General features: G+C 70.4%; 17 protein-coding genes. 13 read left to right on the forward strand and 4 right to left on the reverse strand.

What is annotated here, in order from left to right; genetic code table 11:
- Positions 1-209 precede the first annotated feature (209 nt).
- From ACGFJ7_RS34170 to ACGFJ7_RS34190, 5 genes are all read left to right on the forward strand, one after another.
- Positions 210-1,625 (forward strand): CPBP family intramembrane glutamic endopeptidase, encoded by a 1,416-nt coding sequence (locus ACGFJ7_RS34170; protein WP_392645898.1) that lies wholly within the window; start codon positions 210-212, stop codon positions 1,623-1,625.
- Positions 1,626-2,334: 709 nt separating this feature from the next.
- Positions 2,335-2,751: a TOBE domain-containing protein gene (locus ACGFJ7_RS34175; RefSeq protein WP_360257501.1), complete on the forward strand. Its 417-nt coding sequence runs from the start codon at positions 2,335-2,337 to the stop codon at positions 2,749-2,751.
- Positions 2,748-3,536, forward strand: coding sequence for a molybdate ABC transporter substrate-binding protein (modA, locus tag ACGFJ7_RS34180; RefSeq protein WP_392645900.1), 789 nt, complete (start codon positions 2,748-2,750; stop codon positions 3,534-3,536). Before ACGFJ7_RS34175 ends, modA begins: the two co-directional genes overlap by 4 nt.
- Positions 3,537-3,538: 2 nt before the next feature.
- The gene (locus ACGFJ7_RS34185) at positions 3,539-4,336 is read left to right on the forward strand and encodes an ABC transporter permease (RefSeq protein ID WP_360257496.1); all 798 of its coding nucleotides are present in this window, start codon (positions 3,539-3,541) and stop codon (positions 4,334-4,336) included.
- A complete protein-coding gene (locus ACGFJ7_RS34190) occupies positions 4,333-5,370 on the forward strand; it encodes an ABC transporter ATP-binding protein (protein ID WP_360257494.1) in 1,038 nt (345 codons plus the stop codon). The genes ACGFJ7_RS34185 and ACGFJ7_RS34190 overlap by 4 nt, the downstream gene beginning before the upstream one ends.
- Before the next feature lie 7 nt (positions 5,371-5,377).
- Here the strand turns inward: ACGFJ7_RS34190 and ACGFJ7_RS34195 are convergent, their stop codons facing one another.
- Complete coding sequence (locus ACGFJ7_RS34195; RefSeq protein ID WP_392645903.1) at positions 5,378-6,130, reverse strand: citryl-CoA lyase; 753 nt, start codon at positions 6,128-6,130, stop codon at positions 5,378-5,380.
- A 2-nt stretch (positions 6,131-6,132) separates the two neighbouring features.
- Positions 6,133-8,223, reverse strand: a complete 2,091-nt coding sequence (locus ACGFJ7_RS34200) for a PQQ-binding-like beta-propeller repeat protein (RefSeq protein WP_392645905.1) — start codon at positions 8,221-8,223, stop codon at positions 6,133-6,135.
- A gap of 179 nt (positions 8,224-8,402) precedes the next feature.
- Between ACGFJ7_RS34200 and ACGFJ7_RS34205 the strand changes: the two genes are divergently transcribed.
- The 5 genes from ACGFJ7_RS34205 (at position 8,403) to ACGFJ7_RS34225 (ending at position 13,714) form a co-directional block, all read left to right on the forward strand.
- Positions 8,403-9,440 (forward strand): ThuA domain-containing protein, encoded by a 1,038-nt coding sequence (locus tag ACGFJ7_RS34205; RefSeq protein ID WP_392645907.1) that lies wholly within the window; start codon positions 8,403-8,405, stop codon positions 9,438-9,440.
- A gap of 100 nt (positions 9,441-9,540) precedes the next feature.
- Positions 9,541-10,239, forward strand: a complete 699-nt coding sequence (locus tag ACGFJ7_RS34210; RefSeq protein ID WP_392645909.1) for a pyrroloquinoline quinone biosynthesis protein C — start codon at positions 9,541-9,543, stop codon at positions 10,237-10,239.
- Positions 10,187-11,503 (forward strand): pyrroloquinoline quinone biosynthesis protein PqqE, encoded by a 1,317-nt coding sequence (gene pqqE / locus ACGFJ7_RS34215; protein ID WP_392645911.1) that lies wholly within the window; start codon positions 10,187-10,189, stop codon positions 11,501-11,503. Before ACGFJ7_RS34210 ends, pqqE begins: the two co-directional genes overlap by 53 nt.
- A gap of 307 nt (positions 11,504-11,810) precedes the next feature.
- On the forward strand, positions 11,811-12,779 hold the full coding sequence (locus ACGFJ7_RS34220; protein ID WP_392645912.1) for an MBL fold metallo-hydrolase: 969 nt from the start codon (positions 11,811-11,813) through the stop codon (positions 12,777-12,779).
- Between the two features lie 80 nt (positions 12,780-12,859).
- The gene (locus ACGFJ7_RS34225; protein ID WP_392645914.1) at positions 12,860-13,714 is read left to right on the forward strand and encodes a shikimate dehydrogenase; all 855 of its coding nucleotides are present in this window, start codon (positions 12,860-12,862) and stop codon (positions 13,712-13,714) included.
- Positions 13,715-14,105: 391 nt separating this feature from the next.
- Here ACGFJ7_RS34225 and ACGFJ7_RS34230 read toward each other — a convergent pair whose 3' ends face one another.
- Together ACGFJ7_RS34230 and ACGFJ7_RS34235 are read right to left on the reverse strand one after the other, a co-directional pair.
- Positions 14,106-15,293 carry a CaiB/BaiF CoA transferase family protein gene (locus ACGFJ7_RS34230; RefSeq protein WP_392645916.1) on the reverse strand — a complete coding sequence of 396 codons (1,188 nt, stop codon included), beginning with the start codon at positions 15,291-15,293 and terminating at the stop codon, positions 14,106-14,108.
- Between the two features lie 33 nt (positions 15,294-15,326).
- Positions 15,327-16,094 (reverse strand): IclR family transcriptional regulator, encoded by a 768-nt coding sequence (locus ACGFJ7_RS34235; protein WP_360257473.1) that lies wholly within the window; start codon positions 16,092-16,094, stop codon positions 15,327-15,329.
- Between the two features lie 158 nt (positions 16,095-16,252).
- Between ACGFJ7_RS34235 and ACGFJ7_RS34240 the strand changes: the two genes are divergently transcribed.
- Genes ACGFJ7_RS34240 through ACGFJ7_RS34250 form a run of 3 tightly spaced genes read left to right on the forward strand, consistent with a single transcriptional unit; the run spans position 16,253 to position 20,571 of the window.
- The gene (locus ACGFJ7_RS34240) at positions 16,253-17,686 is read left to right on the forward strand and encodes an aldehyde dehydrogenase family protein (RefSeq protein WP_392645918.1); all 1,434 of its coding nucleotides are present in this window, start codon (positions 16,253-16,255) and stop codon (positions 17,684-17,686) included.
- The gene (locus ACGFJ7_RS34245) at positions 17,686-19,410 is read left to right on the forward strand and encodes a thiamine pyrophosphate-binding protein (protein ID WP_392645920.1); all 1,725 of its coding nucleotides are present in this window, start codon (positions 17,686-17,688) and stop codon (positions 19,408-19,410) included. Before ACGFJ7_RS34240 ends, ACGFJ7_RS34245 begins: the two co-directional genes overlap by 1 nt.
- 12 nt (positions 19,411-19,422) lie before the next feature.
- Positions 19,423-20,571 carry an ABC transporter substrate-binding protein gene (locus ACGFJ7_RS34250; RefSeq protein WP_360257466.1) on the forward strand — a complete coding sequence of 383 codons (1,149 nt, stop codon included), beginning with the start codon at positions 19,423-19,425 and terminating at the stop codon, positions 20,569-20,571.
- Positions 20,572-20,574 lie beyond the last annotated feature (3 nt).

Here is a 20,574-nt window from a genome sequence, read left to right on the forward strand (position 1 = left end):
GTCAATGCCATGGGCGAGGTCGGAAAGTGAAGGTATCTTTACCGGTTCAGTGCCCGCCGGTGGCCGGCCTTCGATGCCGCGGCCGGGACCGGTGCCGGATCATTCAATGGACTGTCGTCAATGCAAAGACCTTGGTTTCGGTACGGCCGTGCCGGCAAACGACGGCAGCCGCCCGGCCCCGATTTGCATGCCCCGCCAACACTGTGACCATGGTGATCGCCCCGGCCCCGGCCACCCCGTACCACCGGCTCGCCCGGACCCTCGCCTTCCGGTGGTGGCAGCCGGTCCTCGGCACCCTGTTCATCGTCGTCGCCGGCGTCATCGTGGCGATCGCCGGCTTCTTCGCCGTCACGCTGGCCGCCCTGATCGCCGGCCGCCCGGAGGACGCCGACGGCGTCCCGGCGTTCGGCCCGCTGCCCACCCTGGCCGCGTCGTTCCTGCTCATCGCCGCGCTGCTGCCGTTGCCCCTGCTCGCCGCCCGGCTGATCCAGCGCCGCCCGGCCGGCACGCTGTCGTCGGTGACCGGCCGGCTACGCCGGCGCTGGCTGCTCACCTGCCTGCCCGTCGCCGGCGGGGCCATCATCGTCTTCCTCGCCGCGGGCATGGGCCTGGCCACGGCCACCGGCGAGGACATGGGCCTCGGCGACGCGCTGGCCGGCTGGGGCCCGTTCGCGGTGTCGATGCTGGTGTTGGTGCTGGTCGTGCCGCTTCAGGCGGCGGCCGAGGAGTACCTGACGCGCGGCTGGCTCGTGCAGGCGATCGGCACCGGCAATCCGTGGCTGCCCATCGGCGTACAGGCAATCGTCTTCGCCTCCCTGCACGGCTGGGGCACACCGTGGGGCTTCGCCGACCTGATCGTGTTCGGCGCGGTCGCGGGCTGGCTGACCGTACGCACGGGAGGCCTGGAGGCGGCGATCGCCCTGCACGTCATGAACAACCTGATCGGCGCGGGCCTGGCCGCCGCGTACGGGGACCTCACCGTCGACGAGACCGCCACCGACATGCCGTGGCAGCTGGCCCTGATCGACCTGCCGGTGTTGCTGGCCTACGCCTGGGTGATCCTCCGGCTGGCCCGCCGCTTCGCCATCGCCGAGGTCGTCCCGCCCGGCTCCTTCCCTTCGCCGCCGGCGCCGGGGATCCCCGCCCCATTCAGCCCTCTGCGGCCCTCCGACGAGTTCATCGAGACGGCACACACGATCCTGAACACCGAACGCGCCCGCCTGGCCACCCTGCTCGCCGGCGTGCCCCATGAACTGATGCTGGTCGGCGGAAGTTCCGTGCGCGGCGCGCTGACCAAAGGCGACGTCGACCTTCACCTGCGTACGCCCCCGGAGGCGTTCGGCCACGCGGTCGAGCTCCTGGGCGGCGTCTACCGCGTCGTACACCCGCAGATCTGGCAGCCGACCCTGGCCACCTTCGCCGTGAACGCCCCGCTGCCGACCGGCGTCGCGGTGACCCCGGCCGGCTCCGAACACGACGTTCGCTTCACCCGCGCCTGGCAGCGCCTGAGCTCGGACCCGGCCCTGCTACGCGCCTACAACGACCTCAAACTGGCATCCCGGTCGGACATCGCCGCCTACGAGAGGCACAAGTCCGCCTTCTTCGACAGCCTGGTGTCACAGTGATCGACGCGAGCGAGGCCCGGGCCGCGCCGGCAGACAGGTCATGCAGCGTCCAGTCCGCGTTGCTTCCCCGCCTGCTTCTCATCCGGTCGGCTCTTGAACTCCGGCCGAGGCGTCGCATGGACGATCGCCAGCCGCTCGGTCTCCCCCGCTGACGGATCTTCTCTCGCCTCGCCTCACCCACCTGCTTAGCGATCTTCCGGACCGCGTACAGACAGCGGCGATGTTGTGGATTACCACGTCTCCGCAGCTCAGAGACGTTTCACCATGAGTTCGCAATGCCGCAGGAGCTACACCCACTCCAAACTGGGCGAACGCGGCACGCCCAGTTTCGGTTGTTTGCCGGCTTATGTGCATGCGGTAGCGGTGCGCGTAAAGTCCGCCGCCGCACTGGGCGGCAACTCGTAGAGCAAGTTCAGGTACGTCCTGGGCAGGCCGTGCGACTCGCCCTCGGCCAGGCGGAGCTCTGGCAGTGCGGCCGGCTACGGAAACCGAGGACTCAGGAACCGAGACGCCGTCTTTGAGTATTCCCACCGAGCCAGCACACGGCCGGAAGCTGATGGTGTTGCCCTGAGGCAGTCGGCCGGCTCAGGAACTGGTTCGTAGAGCGTCGCCCTAGGTGCAGCTGCGGCCGTGGTGCGGTGATGGACATCGCAAATGCATGGCCTTAAGTCGCTGTCGGTCGCAGTTGCGCGGCGCTAGGGTGATCGTCGTGACGACATTTCGGATCGGTGAGGCGGCCGAACTGCTCGGGGTCAGCGTGGACACCGTGCGCCGGTGGGTGGACGGAGGGCGGCTGGCCGCCGAGCGCGACGAGCACGGTCATCGGCAGATCGACGGTGCCGAACTGGCCGCCTTCGTCCGTAACCAGGCCGGTGAGCATGAGAGCGGGGAGTCGTCGGCCCGCAACCGGCTGCGCGGCATCGTGACCGCCGTCGTCCGGGACACCGTGATGGCTCAGGTGGACATTCAGGCCGGCCCGTTCCGGGTGGTGTCGCTGATGAGCCGCGAGGCGGCCGACGAGCTCGACCTGCAGGTCGGCTCGGTCGCCGTGGCAGTGATCAAGTCGACCACGGTGGTGGTGGAGCGCTCCGCTCCCGCCGTGGCGCCCAGGGGGAGGGCCAGTTGAGAACATTTCGCCTCGCGGCGGCCGGGCTGGCCGCGGTGATCTCTTTCGGCGTCGCCGGCTGCGGTGACGGCAGCACCACCCCGGCGAGCGGTTCCGGCGCGTCCGAGGTGACCGGTGCGGTCACGGTCTTCGCGGCGGCTTCGCTGACCGAGTCGTTCACCACGATCGGCAAGCAGTTCGAGGCGGCGCATCCGGGCACGGCCGTGACGTTCAACTTCGCGGGCAGCTCGGCCCTGGCGACCCAGATCAACCAGGGCGCGCCGGCCGATGTGTTCGCCTCGGCCGCTGCCAAGAACATGACGGCCGTGACCGGCGCCGGGAACGCGGCGGGGCCGCCCGCCACGTTCGTCAAGAACCAGCTGGTGATCGCGGTGGCCAAGGGCAACCCGAAGAAGATCGGCGCGCTGGCCGACCTGTCCGGCCGGGGCATCAAGGTCGCGCTGTGCGCCGAGGAGGTGCCCTGCGGCGCGGCGGCCGGGAAGGCCCTCGACGCGGCCGGGGTCAAGGTCACGCCGGTCACCTACGAACAGGACGTCAAAGCGGCCCTGTCCAAGGTGAAGCTGGGCGAGGTCGACGCGTCGCTGGTCTACCGCACCGACGCCAAGGCCGCGGCGGCCGACGTCGGCGCGGTCGAGTTCCCCGAGTCGGCCCAGGCGGTCAACGACTACCCGATCGTCCTGCTCAAAGACGCCAGGAACGCGTCCGGCGGCCAGGCCTTCATCGACTACGTGCTCTCCGCCGACGGCACCAAGGTGCTCGAGGAAGCCGGCTTCCAGGCGCCCTGATCATGACCCGAACCCGCGGCTCCCGCGTGCCCTTCCCGTTGCTTCTCCCGGCGGTTCTCGGCCTGATCTTCCTGATCCTGCCGGTGATCGGGCTGCTCGCGCGGGTGCCGTGGACCACCCTGCCCCAGCGGCTGACCGAGCCCGACGTTCTCCAGGCGCTGCGCCTGTCCGTCGTCACGGCGACCCTGGCCACACTGTTCTGCCTGGTCCTCGGGGTTCCGCTGGCCTGGTTGCTGGCCCGGGTTACCTTCCCGGGCCGGCGCCTGGTCCGGGCGCTGGTCACCGTCCCGCTGGTGCTGCCGCCCGTGGTCGGCGGCATCGCCCTGCTGCTGGCGCTCGGCCGCCGGGGCCTGGTCGGGCAGTGGCTCGACTCCACCTTCGGTTTCTCGCTGCCGTTCACCACCGCCGGCGTCGTCGTGGCCGAGTCCTTCGTGGCGCTGCCGTTCCTCGTCATCTCGGTGGAGGGTGCGCTGCGCGGCGCCGACGCCCGCTACGAGGAGGCCGCCGCCACCCTCGGCGCGACCCGCTGGACCACGTTCACCCACGTCACACTGCCGCTGGTCGGCCCGGGCATCGCGGCCGGCGCCGTGCTGTGCTGGGCCCGGGCGCTGGGCGAGTTCGGCGCCACCATCACCTTCGCCGGCAACTATCCCGGCATCACCCAGACCATGCCGCTCGCGGTCTACCAGACCATGGAGAGCGGCGACTTGGAGGGCGCCGTCGTGCTCAGCCTGATCCTGCTGGCCGTCTCGATCACGATCCTGGCCGCCCTGCGCGACCGTTGGCTGACCGCGCCATGACCTTCCTGGACGCCCGCCTCGTCGTGCGGCGAGGCACCTTCCACCTCGACATCGACCTCAGCATCAGCGCCGGCGAGACGGTCGCCCTGCTCGGGCCGAACGGCGCCGGAAAGACCACCGCGCTGCGGGCGCTCGCCGGGCTCACCCCCCTCACCGACGGGCATTTCACCCTCGACGGCGCCGACCTGTCCGGGACCCCGCCGGAGAGACGCCCGATCGGTGTCGTCTTCCAGGACTACCTGCTCTTCCCGCACCTGACCGCGCGCGACAACGTCGCCTTCGGCCCGCGCCGGCACGGCGTCGACCGGCGCGCCGCCCACGAGATCGCCGACCGCTGGCTGGAGCGTGTCGGGCTGGCCGAGCACACCCGCCGCAAGCCGCGCCAGCTCTCCGGCGGCCAGGCCCAGCGGGTGGCTCTCGCCCGGGCGCTGGCCGTCGACCCGCGACTGCTCCTGCTCGACGAGCCGCTGGCGGCGCTCGACGCCCGTACCCGGCTCGAGACCCGCGCCGAACTGCACCGCCATCTCGCCGCCCACCCCGGCGCGACCCTGCTGGTCACCCACGACCCGCTGGACGCGCTGGTGCTGGCCGACCGCCTCGTGATCGTCGAGGGCGGCCGGGTGGTCCAGGACGGCGACGCGGCGACCATCACGGCCCAGCCGCGCACCGACTACGTCGCCCAGCTCGTCGGCCTCAACCTCTACCGGGGCCAGGGCACGGGCACCGCGGTCGAGCTCGCCGGCGGTTTCGTCCTCGCGACGACCGAGCCGGTGCACGGCCCGGCCTTCGTGGCGTTCCCGCCGTCCGCGGTCTCCCTCTTCCGCCGGCGCCCGGACGGCAGCCCGCGCAACACGTGGCCCGCCGTGCTGGCCGACATGCAACGCAACGGCGACAACCTTCGCGTACGCCTCGACGGCCCGATCAGCGTCGCCGCCGACATCACCCCCGCCGCCGCCACCCAGCTCGACCTCGCCCCCGGCCGGGAGCTGTGGGCCGCGGTCAAGGCCACCGAGACCCGCGCCTACCCGGCCTGAGCCGGAGCTAGTCCAGATAGGTCGGGCGGATCGAGGGTGGGATGGGGCCCTTGTTGCGGCGGCCCTGTCCGGTCTCCTCCCAGGCGTGGGCCAGGATGCCGACGCTGCGGCTGAGGACGAACAGGCCGCGCGCGAGCGGGGCCGGGAAGCCGAGTTCGGCGTAGATGACGGCGGTGGCGCCGTCGATGTTCATGGGTACGGGGTGCAGCGCCTCCTCGACGGCCAGGGCGGCCCGCAGGTGGTCGCCGGGTACCACGCCGGCGTCCGCGGCTTCGGCGGTCAGGGTCAGCAGCGGGTCGCGGCGGGGATCGCGGGTGTGGAAACGGTGGCCGAAGCCGGGCAGGTAGCGGATGCCCCGGGCCCGCCACTCGGCGATGACCACGTCCGCGGCGACGTCACGGGTGACGATCTCCGACAACAGCTCGACGCACTGTTCGCCGGCGCCGCCGTGCGAGTCGCCCAGAACGTTGATGGCGCTGGCCATGGCGTTGTTGAGACCGACCCCGCAGGTCGCGGCCATCCGGGCCACGGCGATCGACGGGGCGTGCGGGCCGTGGTCCACCCCGGCGATCAGGGCCGCCTCGAAGAGGCGGAGCTGGCCGGGCGCGGGGCGGGCGCCGCGGAGCATGAGCCAGGTCATCTCGCCGAAGGCGATGTCACCGATCAGGGACGCGACGGGCAGGCCGCGCAGCTCGATGACGTTCGGCTCGATGCGGGAGACGGCGGTGGCCCACCAGTCCGCGGCCTGGGAGTCGGTCATGGCTAGTAAACCTCGATCTTGCCGGTCGGCCGCGGGCTGTGGAAGTCGTTGTAGAAGTACTCGCCGCGACGGTTGAACGTGTACTGGAAAGACTCGCCGGGTTCGAGCCGGATGTCGAACAGTCCCTCGAAGAACTGCGTGGCCCCGTGCGCGTGCACGTTGTCGGCGGGATTCTCAAAGGTGACGGTGGTGCCGGCGGGAACGCGCAGATGGGTGGGGGCCATCCCGTTCACCGCCGTCGACTCGATCGCGCCCACCGTGCCGGTCGCCGGGTCGAAGGTTCGCGCCAGGACGACGGTGTTGTTCACGACGCTGCCCTCGACCGGCCCGCCCTGGACCGGACGGCGCACGACCGGAGGCGGCGGTGCCGGGGCCGGCTCGACCGTGCCGCCGATCTTGAACGTCCACAGGAAGTCGCCGCGCGGGGCGGAGTCGCCGTACGGGATTCCGGTTCCGCCGGCGTAGACGGACAGATATTGGGTGCCGTCCACCTCGTACATGATGGGACTGGCGCTGATGGCCGCGCCGCACTGGAAACGCCACAACTCGCGGCCGTTGAACGCGTCCAGGGCGATGAGATTGCCGTCGGGCTGACCGATGAAGATGAGGCCGCCGGCCGTGCTGAGCACGCCGTTGCCGTGGGCGAGCGAATACGGCATGCGCCGCCGCCAGCGCACCCTGTTCGTCGCCGGGTCGACCGCGACGACGCCGCCGGTCTGGTATTCGCCGGGCGGGCGCAGGCCGTTGCTGCTTTCCGAGAGCGAGTGGGCCGCCGGCACATATCCGTAACCGGTGTAGACCAGACCGGAATTGTGGCTGTACGACTGATGGTTCCAGCACGCCCCGCCGCCGTGCCCCGGGGTGGACAGCACCGGAACGTCCCAGAACGGGTCGTACAGCTTGCCGCGTTTGTAGTTCGGCACGGCCCGGTTCGGATCGCCCGGCACCGACGTGCCCAGCGGTTGCGGGACCACCTCGTTCTCGACCCAGCCGCCCTGACGCGGGAAAGGCTGCGTGGGCCACGTCTTCTGCCGCGGTTCCTGCGGTACGGGTATCTCGTCGATGCCCAGCGGCGCGCTTCCGTCCGTACGGTCGAGAATGAAGTACATCCCGCTCTTGCTGCCGTAGACGACGATTTTGCGCAGGCGGCCGCGAATGCGGACGTCGGCCAGGACCGGGGCCATCGAATTGTCCATGTCCCAGATGTTGTGGTGCACCGATTGGAAGTGCCAGCGGTACTTCCCGGTCTTGATATCCATGGCGACGATGGAGCTGGAGAACAGGTTCTGCCCGCCCCGGCCCGAGCCGTCCTGCGACGAGTTGCTGCCGCGCGCGTTGCCGAACGTCCAGTAGACGAGCCCCAGCTCGGGGTCGAGCGCCGGATGCAGCCACGGCGTCGCCCCGCCGACCTGCCAGGAGTCGCCCTCCCAGGTGTCGTTGCCGAGCTCGCCGGGGCCGGGCGCGCCCCAGAAGTGCCAGACGACCGAACCGTCGGTGGCGTCGAGCGCGAGCGCGGCGGCCCGGTTGCTGTCGTGGGTGCCGACGTGCAGCAGGCCGTCGTGGTAGGTGACGGCGACCTTCTCCATGGACCCGTAGCCGGTGATCTGCCGCTCCCAGACGACGGCCCCGGTGGCCTGGTCGAGCGCGATGATCCAGCTGCCCTTGCCGTGGGTGAAGACCTTGCCGGCGCCGACCGCGACGCCGCGGCGGGTCACGGTGCCGCGGGTCTGCGTGTACGTCCATCTGGTCTGCCCGGTGCGCCCGTCGACCGCGTGCACGTTGCCCAGCGCCGACTCGATGTAGAGCACCCCGTCGACGGCGACCGCCGTGCTCTGGTTGGTGCCGGTGGTGAGGCCGCCCTCGATGCGGTTGACCCAGGCGCCGCCGAGCCGGCGGATGGTGCCCTGGTTGATGTCGCGCAGCGCCGAGTAGTTCTGGTTGCCGTAGTTGCCGCCGACCTTGGGGAAGTCGGATCCGCCCGGGGTGGTGCACGCCTGCGCCGGCTTGGCGGCGGTGGCGGGGGAGGGCGCGGCCCCGACCAGCGCGGCCGCGGCAATCGTCCCCTTGATGACGGTGCGGCGTCGAACCTCCATCGCGTTCTCCTTAGTGGTCCGCCCGGCGGACCTAAAAGTCCGTCTAGAGGTACGCAGCGTACGACGCGCAGTGAAAGTAATCCATGCTTGCGCTGCTCGAAACATCGTCCTTATATTGAGCCCGGCCGTTATATCGGAACGCAGGGTCCGCCTGGCGGACCACCGAAGGGCGGGTCAGAGTGACGAACAGGCGCAATGTCCTCAGAGGCGCCGCGGCGGTCACCGCCGCGGCGGTCGGCGCGACGGCCGCCGCGGGATCGGCCGAGGCGCACGCGGGCGGCCGGGAACCGACAGTCAAAGAGCCCATCACCACGAACATTCCGCGCGGCCAGGAGAAATACTTCGACCCCTATTACAACGTCGTCCGCGGCCAGGTTCCCGCCTCCTACCACCCCTGGGTCGCCAATCGGCAAGACAAAATCCTTCTCTACACCCGTACGGCCGGGCCCCGTCACGCTCATCTCGGGCCGGCCCTGGCCGCGGGTCTCAATCCGGCGCTCACCGAGGCCCACGTGCTCCAGAACGCCATCGTGAAATGGATGGGCGAGGCCGGGGTGCAGGTCGACTGGACCGAGGACGTCACGCTCATGCCGGGCATCGGCAGCACGTACAAGGCGGTGGTCTTCGGCAGCACCAGCCGCGACACATTGTTCAAGCACGGCACCGCGGTGCAGCCGAACGCGGCGGTCAACACGACCACACCGGCGCACCTCGACGCGGCCCGAACGGCCTTGCGGCAGTACGTACGGGCCGGCGGCGGTTTCGTCGGCATCCACAACGCCATCGGCGGCACCGAATACAACTGGCCGTACTACGAGGGGCTCAGCGGCGGCACCCAGTATTACGACCACGGCGCCAACCAGAACGGCACGGTCGTCACGCTCACCAAGGACTCGTCCACCCAGGGGCTGCCGCCGCGATGGGAGTTCAAGGACGAGTGGTACAACTGGATGCCCTTCCCGACCCGGGTCAAATTTCTGCTCGCGGTGGACGAGGCGTCGCTGGCCACGACATCGAACACCCACCCCGGGCACGGCCGGTTCCATCCCATTTCGTGGTGCCAGTACTACGACGGCGGCCGGTCGTGGGTGACAGCCCTCGGGCACGACTCGCAGGCGTACATCGACGGGTCGGGTTTCGCGGGTCAGGCCTTTTTCAAGAAACACGTCGTCAACGGAATCCTGTCCGCCATGGGCAAGATTCCGTTCTGCGTATGAAAGGGATCGCCATGGAGAAGAAGAAAACCTGGACCAAGCCGCGTACGGAATGCCTGGAGTCGCGCGCGGAGATCTCGGGTTACGCCGGAGTCGACCGCCCGTGGCTCACGAAGCGCTGAGCCGCGAGGCTTTCGCCGCCGAGCTGCGCTCCCTCGCGCCGCGCTATTGGGACGGGCATCCGTTCCACGTACGGTTGCACGCGGGGGAGTGCGGCCCCGGCGAGGTTCGCTCGTGGGTGGCCAATCGGTGGTACTACCAGCAGATCCTGGCCCGGAAGAACGCGGCCGTCATCGCGAATTGCCCGCTGCCCGCTGTTCGGCGGCAGTGGCTTTCCCGTGTCGTCTTCCACGACCGTGCGACCGAGGACTGGCTGGTGCTCGGGGACGCGGTCGGGCTGTCCCGGGAATCCCTGCTCGACGAGCGGTACGTTGCTCGGGGGACCCGGTTCGCGGTGGACGGATATCTGCAATTCTGCCGGGAGAAGCCGTGGACCGAAGCGGCCGCCGCGGCGCTCACCGAAATGTTCTCGCCCACGCTCATGGCGGCCCGCGTCGTGGCCTGGCGGAAGCATTACGACTGGATCAAACCGGACGGCTACACCTATTTCGAGAATCGCATTCCGGTGGTACGCGACGACGCGCGCTACACGCTCGATCTGGTGCTGACACATTGCCGTACGAAGGATATGCAGATCGCGGCGGTCAAAGCGCTGGCGTTCAAATGTGACGTGCTGGGGGCGATGCTCGATGCCATCGATTACCAGGCCGGGGCTGGCCCAGGGGGTACGGCTCGTCCATGATCCGGTGCGGGACGTGGACGCGCTGCTCTACCCGGAGGGGAGCCTGCTGCTGGACGGACCGGCGGCCGACGTCGTCCGGGCATGCGACGGCCGCCGAGATCTGGCCGAGATCGTCAAGATCCTGGCGGCCGAATACGACGGCGTCTCCGCGGCCGACGTGTCCGATCTGGTCGGCCGCCCACTTTTCATCGACGCAGGTGCGGCGGCGTGCCTCCAGAACGTCGCCGGGAAGCGGCTGGACCGGACGCCGCTGCCGGTGGGGATGGTCGCCGAACTGACCTATCGGTGCCCCCTGAGCTGCGGCTACTGCTCGAATCCGGTGGAGGCTGCCCGGGACGAGATGAGCGCGGAGGGGTGGCTCGCGCTGATGACGCAGGCCCGCGATCTGGGCGTACTCCACATGCATTTCTCCGGTGGGGAACCGGTGTTGCGGCCCGAGCTGCCGGAACTGGCGGCCCACGCGCGCCGGCTCGGCATGTACACGAACCTCATCACCAGCGGCGTCGGCCTCACCGCACGCCGGCTGACCGGAATCGACCACGTGCAGCTCTCCGTCCAGCACGCCGACGCGACCGCCGCCGACGCCATCGCCGGGCTGCGCGCCCACCACCGCAAGATCGCGGCGGCCGCCCTGGTCCGCGAAGCCGGCCTGCCCCTGACGGTCAACGTGGTCCTGCACGCCGGCAACGTCGACGCCCTGGAGGAGATCGCCGCCTTCGCCGCGAGCCTCGGCGCGTCCCGGCTCGAGCTGGCACACACCCAGTACTACGGCTGGGGCCTGCGCAACCGCGCCGCCATCATGCCGACGGCGGCCCAGATCCACCACGCGGACGAGGCGGCGGCGCGGGTGCACGGCCGCTACGACATGGAGATCGTGTACGTCCGCCCGGACCACCACACGGGCCGCCCGAAACCGTGCATGAACGGCTGGGGTTCCCGCCAGTTCGCGGTCAACCCGTCGGGCACGGTGCTGCCGTGCCTGGCGGCCGACCAGCTTCCGGGCCCGAAACCGAGCGGCTCGCTCGAGCAGATCTGGTTCGACTCGGAGCTGTTCAACCGTTTCCGCGGCACCGCGTGGATGCCCGACCCGTGCCGCTCCTGCGACCTGCGCGACCTCGACTTCGGCGGTTGCCGCTGCCAGGCCTACCAGCTGACCGGCGACGCGGCGGCCACCGACCCGGTCTGCACCCTGTCCCCACACCACCGCGACCTGGTGCCCTCGGGCGGCACCCGCCCGGCCGTGACTCCGCGGCGCTACCGATGAACGCCACCGGCAGGTGCTCGGGGTCGGCTGTTTTCGCGCTGTTCGGTCGAGGATCGCTTTCGGGGCGTCGGGCGCTTTCCTGGCGGCGTCTGCCTTGGGGACGGCGCGCGCTTTCGGGGTGGCGCGTGCTCTCCGGACGGCGCGCGCTTTCGAGATGGCGCGCGTTTTTGGGGTGGCGCGTGCTTTCCGGGCGGCGCGTGCTTTCCGGGCGGCGCGTGCTTTCGGGGTGGCGCGTGCTTTCGGGGTGGCGTCTGCTTTCGGGGTGGCGTCTGCTTTCGGGGCGGCCCGTGCGTTCGGGGTGGCGCTGGTGAGGGTTCGCGTGCTGGGAAGCGCGGCCGGCGGCGGCTGCCCGCAATGGAACTGCGCCTGCGAAACCTGCCGCCGAGGCCATGTGCAGTCGCAGGACTCGGTGGCGGTCTCGGGCGACGGCCGCGCCTGGTACCTGATCAACGCCTCGCCCGACATCCGCACCCAGCTCATCGCCACACCCGAGCTGCGCCCCGGCCCCGGCCTCCGCGAGACGCCCCTACGCGGCGTGCTTCTCACCACGGCCGAGCTCGATCACACCATCGGCCTGCTCTCGCTGAGAGAGGCGACTTCGCTCATTGTGTACGCGACCAGCGCCGTCACCACCGCACTGGCACCGTTCCGGGCGCTGCTCGCCGCGTACACCAATGCCGAATGGCGCGACCTCCTCACCGACCTGACCCTCGACGGGGGCCTGAAGGTCCAGCGCACGACCGTCGGCACCAAGAGACCGCGCTACGCCGCTCACCTGCCGGGCGACGACTGGGTGTCAGCCTTGCGGCTCTCCACTCACCCGGCAGACGGAGCCCATCCGGCGGGCGGCGTCCGCCCTTCAAGCGGCGCAGGTCCGGCAGGCGGCGTCTGCCCTTCAAACGACGCGGGTGCGGCGGGCGGCGTCTGCCCTTCAAACGGTGCGGATTCGGCGGGCGGCGCCGCGCCAGCTCCCGGCGAGGGTCGGCATCCGGAGTTTGTCTATGCCACCTGCCTGCCCGCCTGGACCGCGGAGTTCGACGGCTTCATCGCCGGTGCTGATGAGGTGCTGGTGGACGGCACCTTCGCGACGGAGGACGAGTTGGCTCGCATGACCGGGCGGGCGGGGAGCGCGGCCGGCATGGGGCATCTGCCGATGGCGGACTCGCGGCCGCACTTCGCGCGGCATCCCGGGACGCGCTTCCGGTACGGGCATCTGAACAACACGAATGCCGCCACCGGCCCGGATGTGGCCGAGGACGGCATCGATCTCGTCTGATCTCCCGAGCGGTCTTGACAGGGCACCGGTCCGGCGAGAATAACTAACGTACTGGTTCGTACAAAGAACTGGAGACACACGTGGACCGTCGTTTCCTGGTCGGCTTGATCGGCGCGAACATCGGTACGTCCATGAGCCCCGCGCTGCACGAGCTCGAAGCCGACCGGCAGGGTCTGCGCTACCTCTACCAGCTCATCGACCCGTCACTGCTCGGCCTCGACATCGGCGACCTGCTCGTCGCGGCTCGGCGGCTCGGATTCCGCGGGGTCAACGTCACCCATCCGTACAAGCAAGAGGTCCTGAAGTTCCTCGACGAGCTCTCGCCCGAGGCGGCCCAGCTCGGTGCCGTCAACACCGTGCTCTTCGACGGCTCGCGGGCGACAGGGCACAACACCGACCGGTACGGCTTCGCCTCCGGACTGGCCCGGCAGTTGCCCGGCGTCGCCACCGGTCACGTCGTCCAGATCGGTGCCGGTGGGGCGGGTGCGGCAGTGGCCTCCGCGATCGCCGGAACCGGAACCCGGCTGCTGACGCTGGCCGACCTGGACGCCGCACGGGCCCAGAGGCTGGCCGAGGCCATCACCGGGAGCACCGACACGTCCGTCGAGGTGATCGCACCCAGCGAAGTGCCGTCGCGGCTGGCCGACGCGGACGGGCTCGTCAACGCGACGCCGATCGGTATGGAAGGACATCCGGGCATGCCGGTCGCGGATTCGCATCTGCGGGCCTCGCTGTGGGTGGCCGACGTGATCTACCGGCCGCTGGAGACGGGGCTGATCCGGGCCGCCCGCGCGCGGGGCTGCCGGGTCGCCGACGGCGGCGGCATGGTGGTCTACCAGGCTGCCGCGTCGTTTCGGCTGTTCACCGGGCTGTCGCCGGACGAGGAGCTGATGTACGCCGACTTCGAGAGGTTGACCGGGAGCCGCCGTGAATAAGCGGTTATCCACAGTCGGCGGTTGTCCACAGGCCCCGAGGCGCGATCGTGCAAATTCCGGGAGAATGACCAGCGGGGGCTCCCCCTGGGAGGGCGGGCGTTGGCTGGGCGGGCGTTGGCTGGGCGGGCGTCGGCTGGGCAGCCACTGCGAGGGCGGCCTCTACACGGGCGGGCGCTGCGAGGGCGGCCTCCACGCGGGTGGGTGCTGCGAGGGCGGCCTCTACACGGGCGGGCGCTGCGAGGGCGGCCTCCACGCGGGTGGGCGCTGCGCGGGTGGGCGCTGCGAGGGCGGCCTCTACACGGGCGGGCGCTGCGAGAGCGGCCTCCACGCGGGTGGGCACTGCGCGGGTGGGCACTGCGAAGCCGGGCACTGCGAAGGCAGGCACGGCCCTCTATCGGGCTGCGTTTTCGGCAACGGACGATGTGCGCCAGCGCCGCAGCAAAGCGGGCAGCTCCTCGTTGTGTTCGCCCAATGTCGGCGGGGGCGACACCGGCCGCAACTGTTCCCCGTCGATGAGTACGCCGCTGCCGCTGACTTTCAGCCGCCGGTCGACGCCGTCAGGTGGCTGCAGTTCCGTGAAGAAGCCCCGCCCGGCCAGCTGCGGCGACTCGACCGCCTGCGGAACCGTCAGGATGCGGGCCGCCGGCACCCCGGCCGCCGGCAGGATCCGCTCCCACTCCGCTGCCGGGCGAGCTCGCAATGCCTCGTTCAGTGCCTCGTTCAGCGCCTCCCTATGTTCCTTGCGGCTCTCCCTTTCCGCGAAGCGGGGATCCGTGAGCAATCCCGGCCGGTCCACCAGGCGGCACAACGTCTCGAACTGTTCCTGGCGGTTCGCCGCTATGTTCAGCGGGCCGTCCGCCGTCTCGAACGTGCCCGAGGGGGCCGCCGTCGCGTTCTGGTCGCCCATCGGCTGGGGTTCGGCGCCGCTGACCACGTAGTTGGAGACCGCCCACCCCATCGCCGACATCGAGGCCTCCAGCATGGACACGTCGAGGTAGGCGCCGCGCCGGCCGGCCAGCGCCGCCACCACGGCCAGGGCCGCGCTGAGCCCGCCGACCGTGTCCGCCACCGGGAAACCGACCCGCTGTGGGGCCGTGTCGGGTGTTCCGGTCACGCTCATCATCCCCGACAGGCCTTGGATGATCTGGTCGTACGCGGGTGCCTGGCTCAGCGGGCCCGACTGGCCGAAGCCGGTGATCGCGCAGTACACCAGCCGGGGGTTGAGCGGGCGCAGCTGGGCCCAGCCGAGCCCGAGCCGGTCCATGACGCCCGCCCGGTAGTTCTCCACCAGCACGTCGGCGTGTTCGACCAGTTCGGTGAACACGGCCCGGTCGGCCGGCTCCTTCAGGTCGAGCTCCACCGACTTCTTGCCCGCGTTCTGCGCGAGGAAGGACGCGCCCAGCCGGGCCCGGTTGAGGGCCGGGTCCGGGCCGAGCTGGCGGGCCAGGTCGCCCCGTCCCGGCATCTCGATCTTCAGTACCTCGGCCCCGAGCAGCGCCAGATGATAGGTGCAGTAGGGGCCGGCCAGGACGTTGGTGAGGTCGAGGACGCGGACACCGTCGAGCGGCCGGTCGGGCATCAGCGGTACTCCTCCCGTAGCAGCAGATGTAGTTCAGAACAGCGGATGGTCGAAGCCGCGCTCGTTCATCTGGGCGGCCGCTTTGAGCAGCGCCTCGGCGAACGCGGCGACCCGTTCCTCGCCGAAGCGCACGGTCGGCCCGCTCAGGGTGAGGGCGGCCACCACCGTGCCCGAACGGCCGAGGATCGGCACGGCCACGGCGGACAGGCCGTTCTCGCGCTCGCCGTGGCTGGTCGCGTAGCCCTGCTGGTCGGCCTCGTCGATCCACTCGCGCATGCGGCGGACGTGGCCTTCGCCGTACGGGGAGGACGCGGCGATCCGTTCGAGCAGGGGGTCGGGGGCGTTGCGCAGGAGCACCTTGGCCGAGGCGCCGGCCCACATGGGCAGTTCGTCGCCGACGTGCACGACGTGCCGCAGCGGCTGCGGGCTCTCCTGCTGGGCGATGCAGACGCGGACGATGTCGCGGGCGACGTAGACGTTCACCGTCTCGCGTTCGCGGGCGGCCAGTTCCCGCATCATCCGCTGGGTTTCGGGTGGCAGTTCCCAGCTGCGGCGGGCCAGGTGCGCCCACCGCCACAGGCCGGGCCCGGCCATGTATCCGGAGTTCGTCGCCCACAGCAGTCCGCTCTGTTCGAGGGTCTGCACGAGCCGGATCACTGTGGTCTTGGCCAGGCCGGTCGCGGCGACGATGTCGCGTACGGCGATCAGCGGCCGGTCCTCGCTCAGCAGGGACAGGATGTCCAGCGCTCGCTGGACGCTGCGGACGCCCGAGCCGTCGGCGGCGCTCTCGTCGCGGGTCACGGTGGCTCCCTCTCTCTCGAAAAGACTGCCCCTGATTCTGGCGTCACCCTCTTGCCTTCCGCTGGCGGCCAACCGTACGTTACACCGGAGTCCGCACAGCGGTCCAGAACTCGCTCTTACGGTCCGTCTAGTGGACCGTTTAGGAAGAGGAGGCGCAGATGGTCGAACGAACACCGACGCTCCTCGGTGGAAAATGGATCTCTGAAGGGCCCGGCCTCGAGCGTGTGGGGCCTTTCGTCCGTACGGTCGTGAGCAGCGCCCGCGTCGCCGAGCCGGGCGACGCCCGCGCCGCCGCCGAATACGCCAAAGCCGGTTCTCGTACGGTGGCCCGGCTCGCCCCCGCCACACGAGCGGCCGTCCTCGATCGGGCGTCCGTCCTCGCCATCGAGCGCCGCGCCGCGATCGCCCGGCTGCTCGCCCTGGAACTGGGCAAGCCGCTGCGCGACGGCCTCGGCGAGCTCGACCGGGTGGCCGACACGTTCGCGGTCTGCGCGGCGGCCGCCCGCGACATCGGCGGCGACGTCCTCCCGGTCGCCGGCTGGGCGCGCGGCGCCGGCAACACCGCGATGACCTACCGTGCGCCGGCCGGGGTGGCGCTGGCCATCACGCCGTTCAACGCCCCGGCCAACCTGCTCGCCCACAAGCTGGGCGCCTCGTTCGCGGCCGGCAACAGCACGATCGTCAAGGCCCCGCCGCAGGCCCCGGCCGCGTCCGCGGCGGTCGTCTCACTGCTGCTCGACGCGGGCGCCCCGGTCGAGGCCGTCCAGCTCCTGCACGGCGGGGGAGAGGTCGGCGCCGAGTTGTGTGCCGCCCCCGAGGTGGCCGTCATCAGCTTCACCGGCAGCGCCGAGACGGGCGCGGCGGTCGCGCGGGCGGCCGGGGCCAAGCGCCTGGTCCTGGAGCTGGGTGGCAACGCGGCCACCATCGTCTGCGACGACGCCGATCTCGTTCGCGCGGCGAAGGTCTGCGCCCGCACCGGCTACAGCAACTCCGGCCAGAGCTGCATCTCGGTCCAGCGGATCTACGTGGCCCGCGCGCAGAAAGACCGATTTGTCCAACGGCTCGCGGGTGAGGTGGCGAAGCTGCAGGTGGGTGATCCGCTCGATCCGAGCACCGATGTGGGCTCCATGGTGGACGAGGCGGCCGCTGAACGCGTTCAAGGGTGGGCGACGAAGAGCGGCGGGAAAATCGCCCTCGGCGGTAACCGCGACGGTGCGACGTTGAGCCCCACTGTCGTCGTCGACCCGCGGGAGGACGCCGAGGTCGTCGTCAAAGAGGTCTTCGGGGCGCTGGTAGTGGTCCTGCCGTTCGACGACTTCGACGCGGTGCTGCAGACCTGCAACAGAAGCAGTTTCGGGCTGCAGGCCGGCCTCTTCACGAACGACGCCGGCCGCATCTTCACGGCGTGGCGCGAGCTCGAGGTCGGCGGCCTGATCGTCAACGGCTCGTCCAACTACCGCCTCGACCACGTCCCGTTCGGCGGGGTGAAGGACTCCGGCTTCGGCCGCGAGGACCCCCGCCACATGGTCGAGGACTACACCGTCGTCAAGACGCTGATCCTGCGTGGCCTGTCGATCTGGGGAGAGAACTGATGACACGTACGGCCGCCGACGCCCTGGTCGATCAGCTCGCGAGCTACGGCGTCACGCACATCTTCGGCACGTGCGGGCACACGAACATCGCCCTGCTCGACGCGATCGGCCGCAGCGACATCGACTTCGTCATCGCCCGCCACGAGCAGACCGCCGCGCACGCCGCCGACGGATACGCCCGGGCCACCGGCAAGCCCGGCGTCGTGCTCATGCACGTCGGTCCCGGCATGATGAACGCCGTCACCGGCGTGGCCACGGCCGCCCTCGACTCGGTCCCGCTGGTCGCGATCTCGGGCGACATCCCCTCCTACCTGTACGGCCGTCACCCGCACCAGGAAGTCAACCTGCACGCGGACGCCGACCAGACCGCCATCTACCGCCCGTTCGTCAAGCGGGCCTGGCACGTGCAGCGCGCCGGTGACCTGCCCCGCTTCACCGAGCGCGCCTTCTGGACCGCCACCAGCGGACGCTCCGGCGCCGTCCTGCTCAACGTCCCGATGGACATCTTCAACCGCGACGCGCCCGGCGGGGAGTATCCGCTGCCGATCAGCGCGGCGAAGCCTGATCTGCCCGAACCGGACGCGAAGAGGATCGCCACCGCGCTGGTGGAAGCGGAGCGACCGCTGATCTACGTCGGCGGCGGCCTCCGGGACAACGCAGCCCTCAAGGAACTCGCCGAACACCTCGACATCCCGGTCGCCCACTCGCTGATGGCCAAGGGAACCCTGCCCGACGACCATCCGCTCGTCATGGGCATGACCGGTTTCTGGGGCTTGACGGAGACCAACGAGTACGCCCGGAACGCCGATGTCGTCCTCGCGATAGCCACCCGGTTCGCCGAAACCGACTCGAGTTCCTGGGATCCCGAGTACACGTGGCGCTTCCCGCCGTCCCGGCTCATCCAGATCGACATCGACCCGGCCGAGATCGGCCGCAACTACCCGGTCGAGATCGGCGCCGTCGCTGATGCGGCCCTCGCGGTCGGGCGCGTGCTCACCGCCGTACGGCAAATGAAGCCGGACGGAACCGGCCGAGCGCAACTCCGCGCTTCTTTGAAGGCCGCGCGGGCCGAGTTGTTCGCGGCCAGCGCCGAACGCGGCCGCAGCGACCAGTTCCCGCTGCGGCCCGAGCGGATCCTGGCCGACGTCCGCGCGTGCCTGCCGTCCGACGCCGTGCTCGTCACCGACGTCGGCTGGAACAAGAACGGCGTCGCGCAGTGCTATCCGCTGCCGGCCGACGGCCGGTTCATCACCCCGGGCGGCGCCTCCACCATGGGCTTCGGGCCGGCCGCCGCCCTCGGCGTGCAACTGGCCCAGCCGGAGCGGGTCGTGGTGGCGCTGATCGGCGACGGCGGCATGAGCGCCCAGCTGCCGGCGCTGCCGATGGCGGTCGAGCAGGGCCTGCCGGTGATCTTCCTGGTGATGAACAACCGTGCCCACGGCACGATCTCCGACCTGCAGTCGAGTTTCTTCGGCCGCAGCTACGGGTGCGACTTCCTCGACCCGGACGGCAACCCGTACAGCCCCGACTTCGCCGCCCTCGGACGCGCCTGCGGCGCCGACGGCTACACGGTGGCGGAACCCGGCGATCTCACCGTCGCCCTCAAGTCGGCCGTCCAGCGCCGCCGCCCCGCGGTGATCGACGTGCCGATGGTCAACGAGCCGGTGCCCACCCCGGGCCACTGGAACATCAAAGATATTTATCAGGGCAAATTCGACAGATGAGGTGACACGCACATGGTCCGCATGAGAGCCACCGCCCTCGCCGTGCTCGCCGTTGTCCTAACCGGAGCCGCCGGCTGCAGCGCGCCCGGCTCCGGCAAACAGGAGTCCGGGAACGACTCCGGCCCGATCAAGATCGCCGTCGTGGACGCGCAGAGCGGGCAGCTCAGCTCGCTCGGCGCCTGGGAGCTCAAGGGAGCCCGGCTGGCCGTCGACGAGTGGAACGCGGCCGGCGGCGTCAACGGCCGCCAGATCCAGCTCGACGTCTTCGACGACCAGGGCGACCCGACGATCGGCACCAACCTCGCCCGCAAGATCGACAGTGAGGGCTACATCGCGATGATCGGCACCGCCGAGAGCGCGGTCACCATCGCCATGGCCCCCCTGCTCAAGCAGGCCGAGATCCCGAACATCACGTCCGGGCAGTCGCCGGGCCTGGTCGCCACCAAGAGCGACTTCCTGTTCCTCAACGGGCCCACCTCCACCACGTACGACGAGACCCTGGCCAAGCACGTCGTCGACCAGCAGGGCATCACGAGCATCGCGATGATCACCAACAACGGCGGGTACGGCAAGGGCGAGCACGACGCCTTCCGGAAGGCCCTAGAGCAAAGAGGTGTCACCCCGGTGGCCGACCAGGTGGTCACGGCCGATCAGAAGGACTTCAGCGCGGTGCTCACCTCGATCCGGCAGAAGAACCCGAAGGTCATCTTCCTGGGGGCCGAGGAGGTCGAGTCCGGCCTGATCGTCAAGCAGGCCCGCGACCTCGGCATCACGTCCACCTTCGCCGGCGCCGCCCCGCAGGGCACGCCGGTCTTCCTCGACACGGCCGGCGCCAAGAACGCCGAGGGCACGATCGTCAGCTCGCCCTACCTGAGCAACGACATCGACGAGGCGTCCAAGAAGTTCGCGGCCGCCTACAAGGCGAAGTTCAGCGAGGAGGCCGAACTGCACGGCGCCAAGGCGTACGACGGAACCCAGATCCTGCTGACCGCTCTCAAGAGCAGCAACGTGGCCAGCGGCAAGCCGCTCGCCGACGCCATCCGGTCCACCAAGCGCGACGGGCTGCTCGGGAACTTCGCCTTCGACGAGACCGGCGTCGGCATCTTCGAGACCTCGATCGGCGTCATCAAGGGCGGCAAGCTCGTCGCCGCCGAGAGCTGAGCA

Source organism: Actinoplanes sp. NPDC048988 (assembly GCF_043197815.1).
Classification (GTDB): Bacteria; Actinomycetota; Actinomycetes; order Mycobacteriales; family Micromonosporaceae; genus Actinoplanes.

Excerpts from the sequence above, each read along its gene's own strand:
- ACGFJ7_RS34240 (WP_392645918.1), top strand. The coding sequence starts at position 16,253 with ATGGTCGAACGAACACCGACGCTCCTCGGTGGAAAATGGATCTCTGAA.
- ACGFJ7_RS34230 (WP_392645916.1), bottom strand. The coding sequence starts at position 15,293 with ATGCCCGACCGGCCGCTCGACGGTGTCCGCGTCCTCGACCTCACCAAC.
- ACGFJ7_RS34250 (WP_360257466.1), top strand. The coding sequence starts at position 19,423 with ATGGTCCGCATGAGAGCCACCGCCCTCGCCGTGCTCGCCGTTGTCCTA.
- ACGFJ7_RS34185 (WP_360257496.1), top strand. The coding sequence starts at position 3,539 with ATGACCCGAACCCGCGGCTCCCGCGTGCCCTTCCCGTTGCTTCTCCCG.
- ACGFJ7_RS34200 (WP_392645905.1), bottom strand. The coding sequence starts at position 8,223 with ATGGAGGTTCGACGCCGCACCGTCATCAAGGGGACGATTGCCGCGGCC.
- pqqE (WP_392645911.1), top strand. The coding sequence starts at position 10,187 with ATGCCATCGATTACCAGGCCGGGGCTGGCCCAGGGGGTACGGCTCGTC.
- ACGFJ7_RS34190 (WP_360257494.1), top strand. The coding sequence starts at position 4,333 with ATGACCTTCCTGGACGCCCGCCTCGTCGTGCGGCGAGGCACCTTCCAC.
- ACGFJ7_RS34195 (WP_392645903.1), bottom strand. The coding sequence starts at position 6,130 with ATGACCGACTCCCAGGCCGCGGACTGGTGGGCCACCGCCGTCTCCCGC.
- ACGFJ7_RS34170 (WP_392645898.1), top strand. The coding sequence starts at position 210 with ATGGTGATCGCCCCGGCCCCGGCCACCCCGTACCACCGGCTCGCCCGG.
- ACGFJ7_RS34245 (WP_392645920.1), top strand. The coding sequence starts at position 17,686 with ATGACACGTACGGCCGCCGACGCCCTGGTCGATCAGCTCGCGAGCTAC.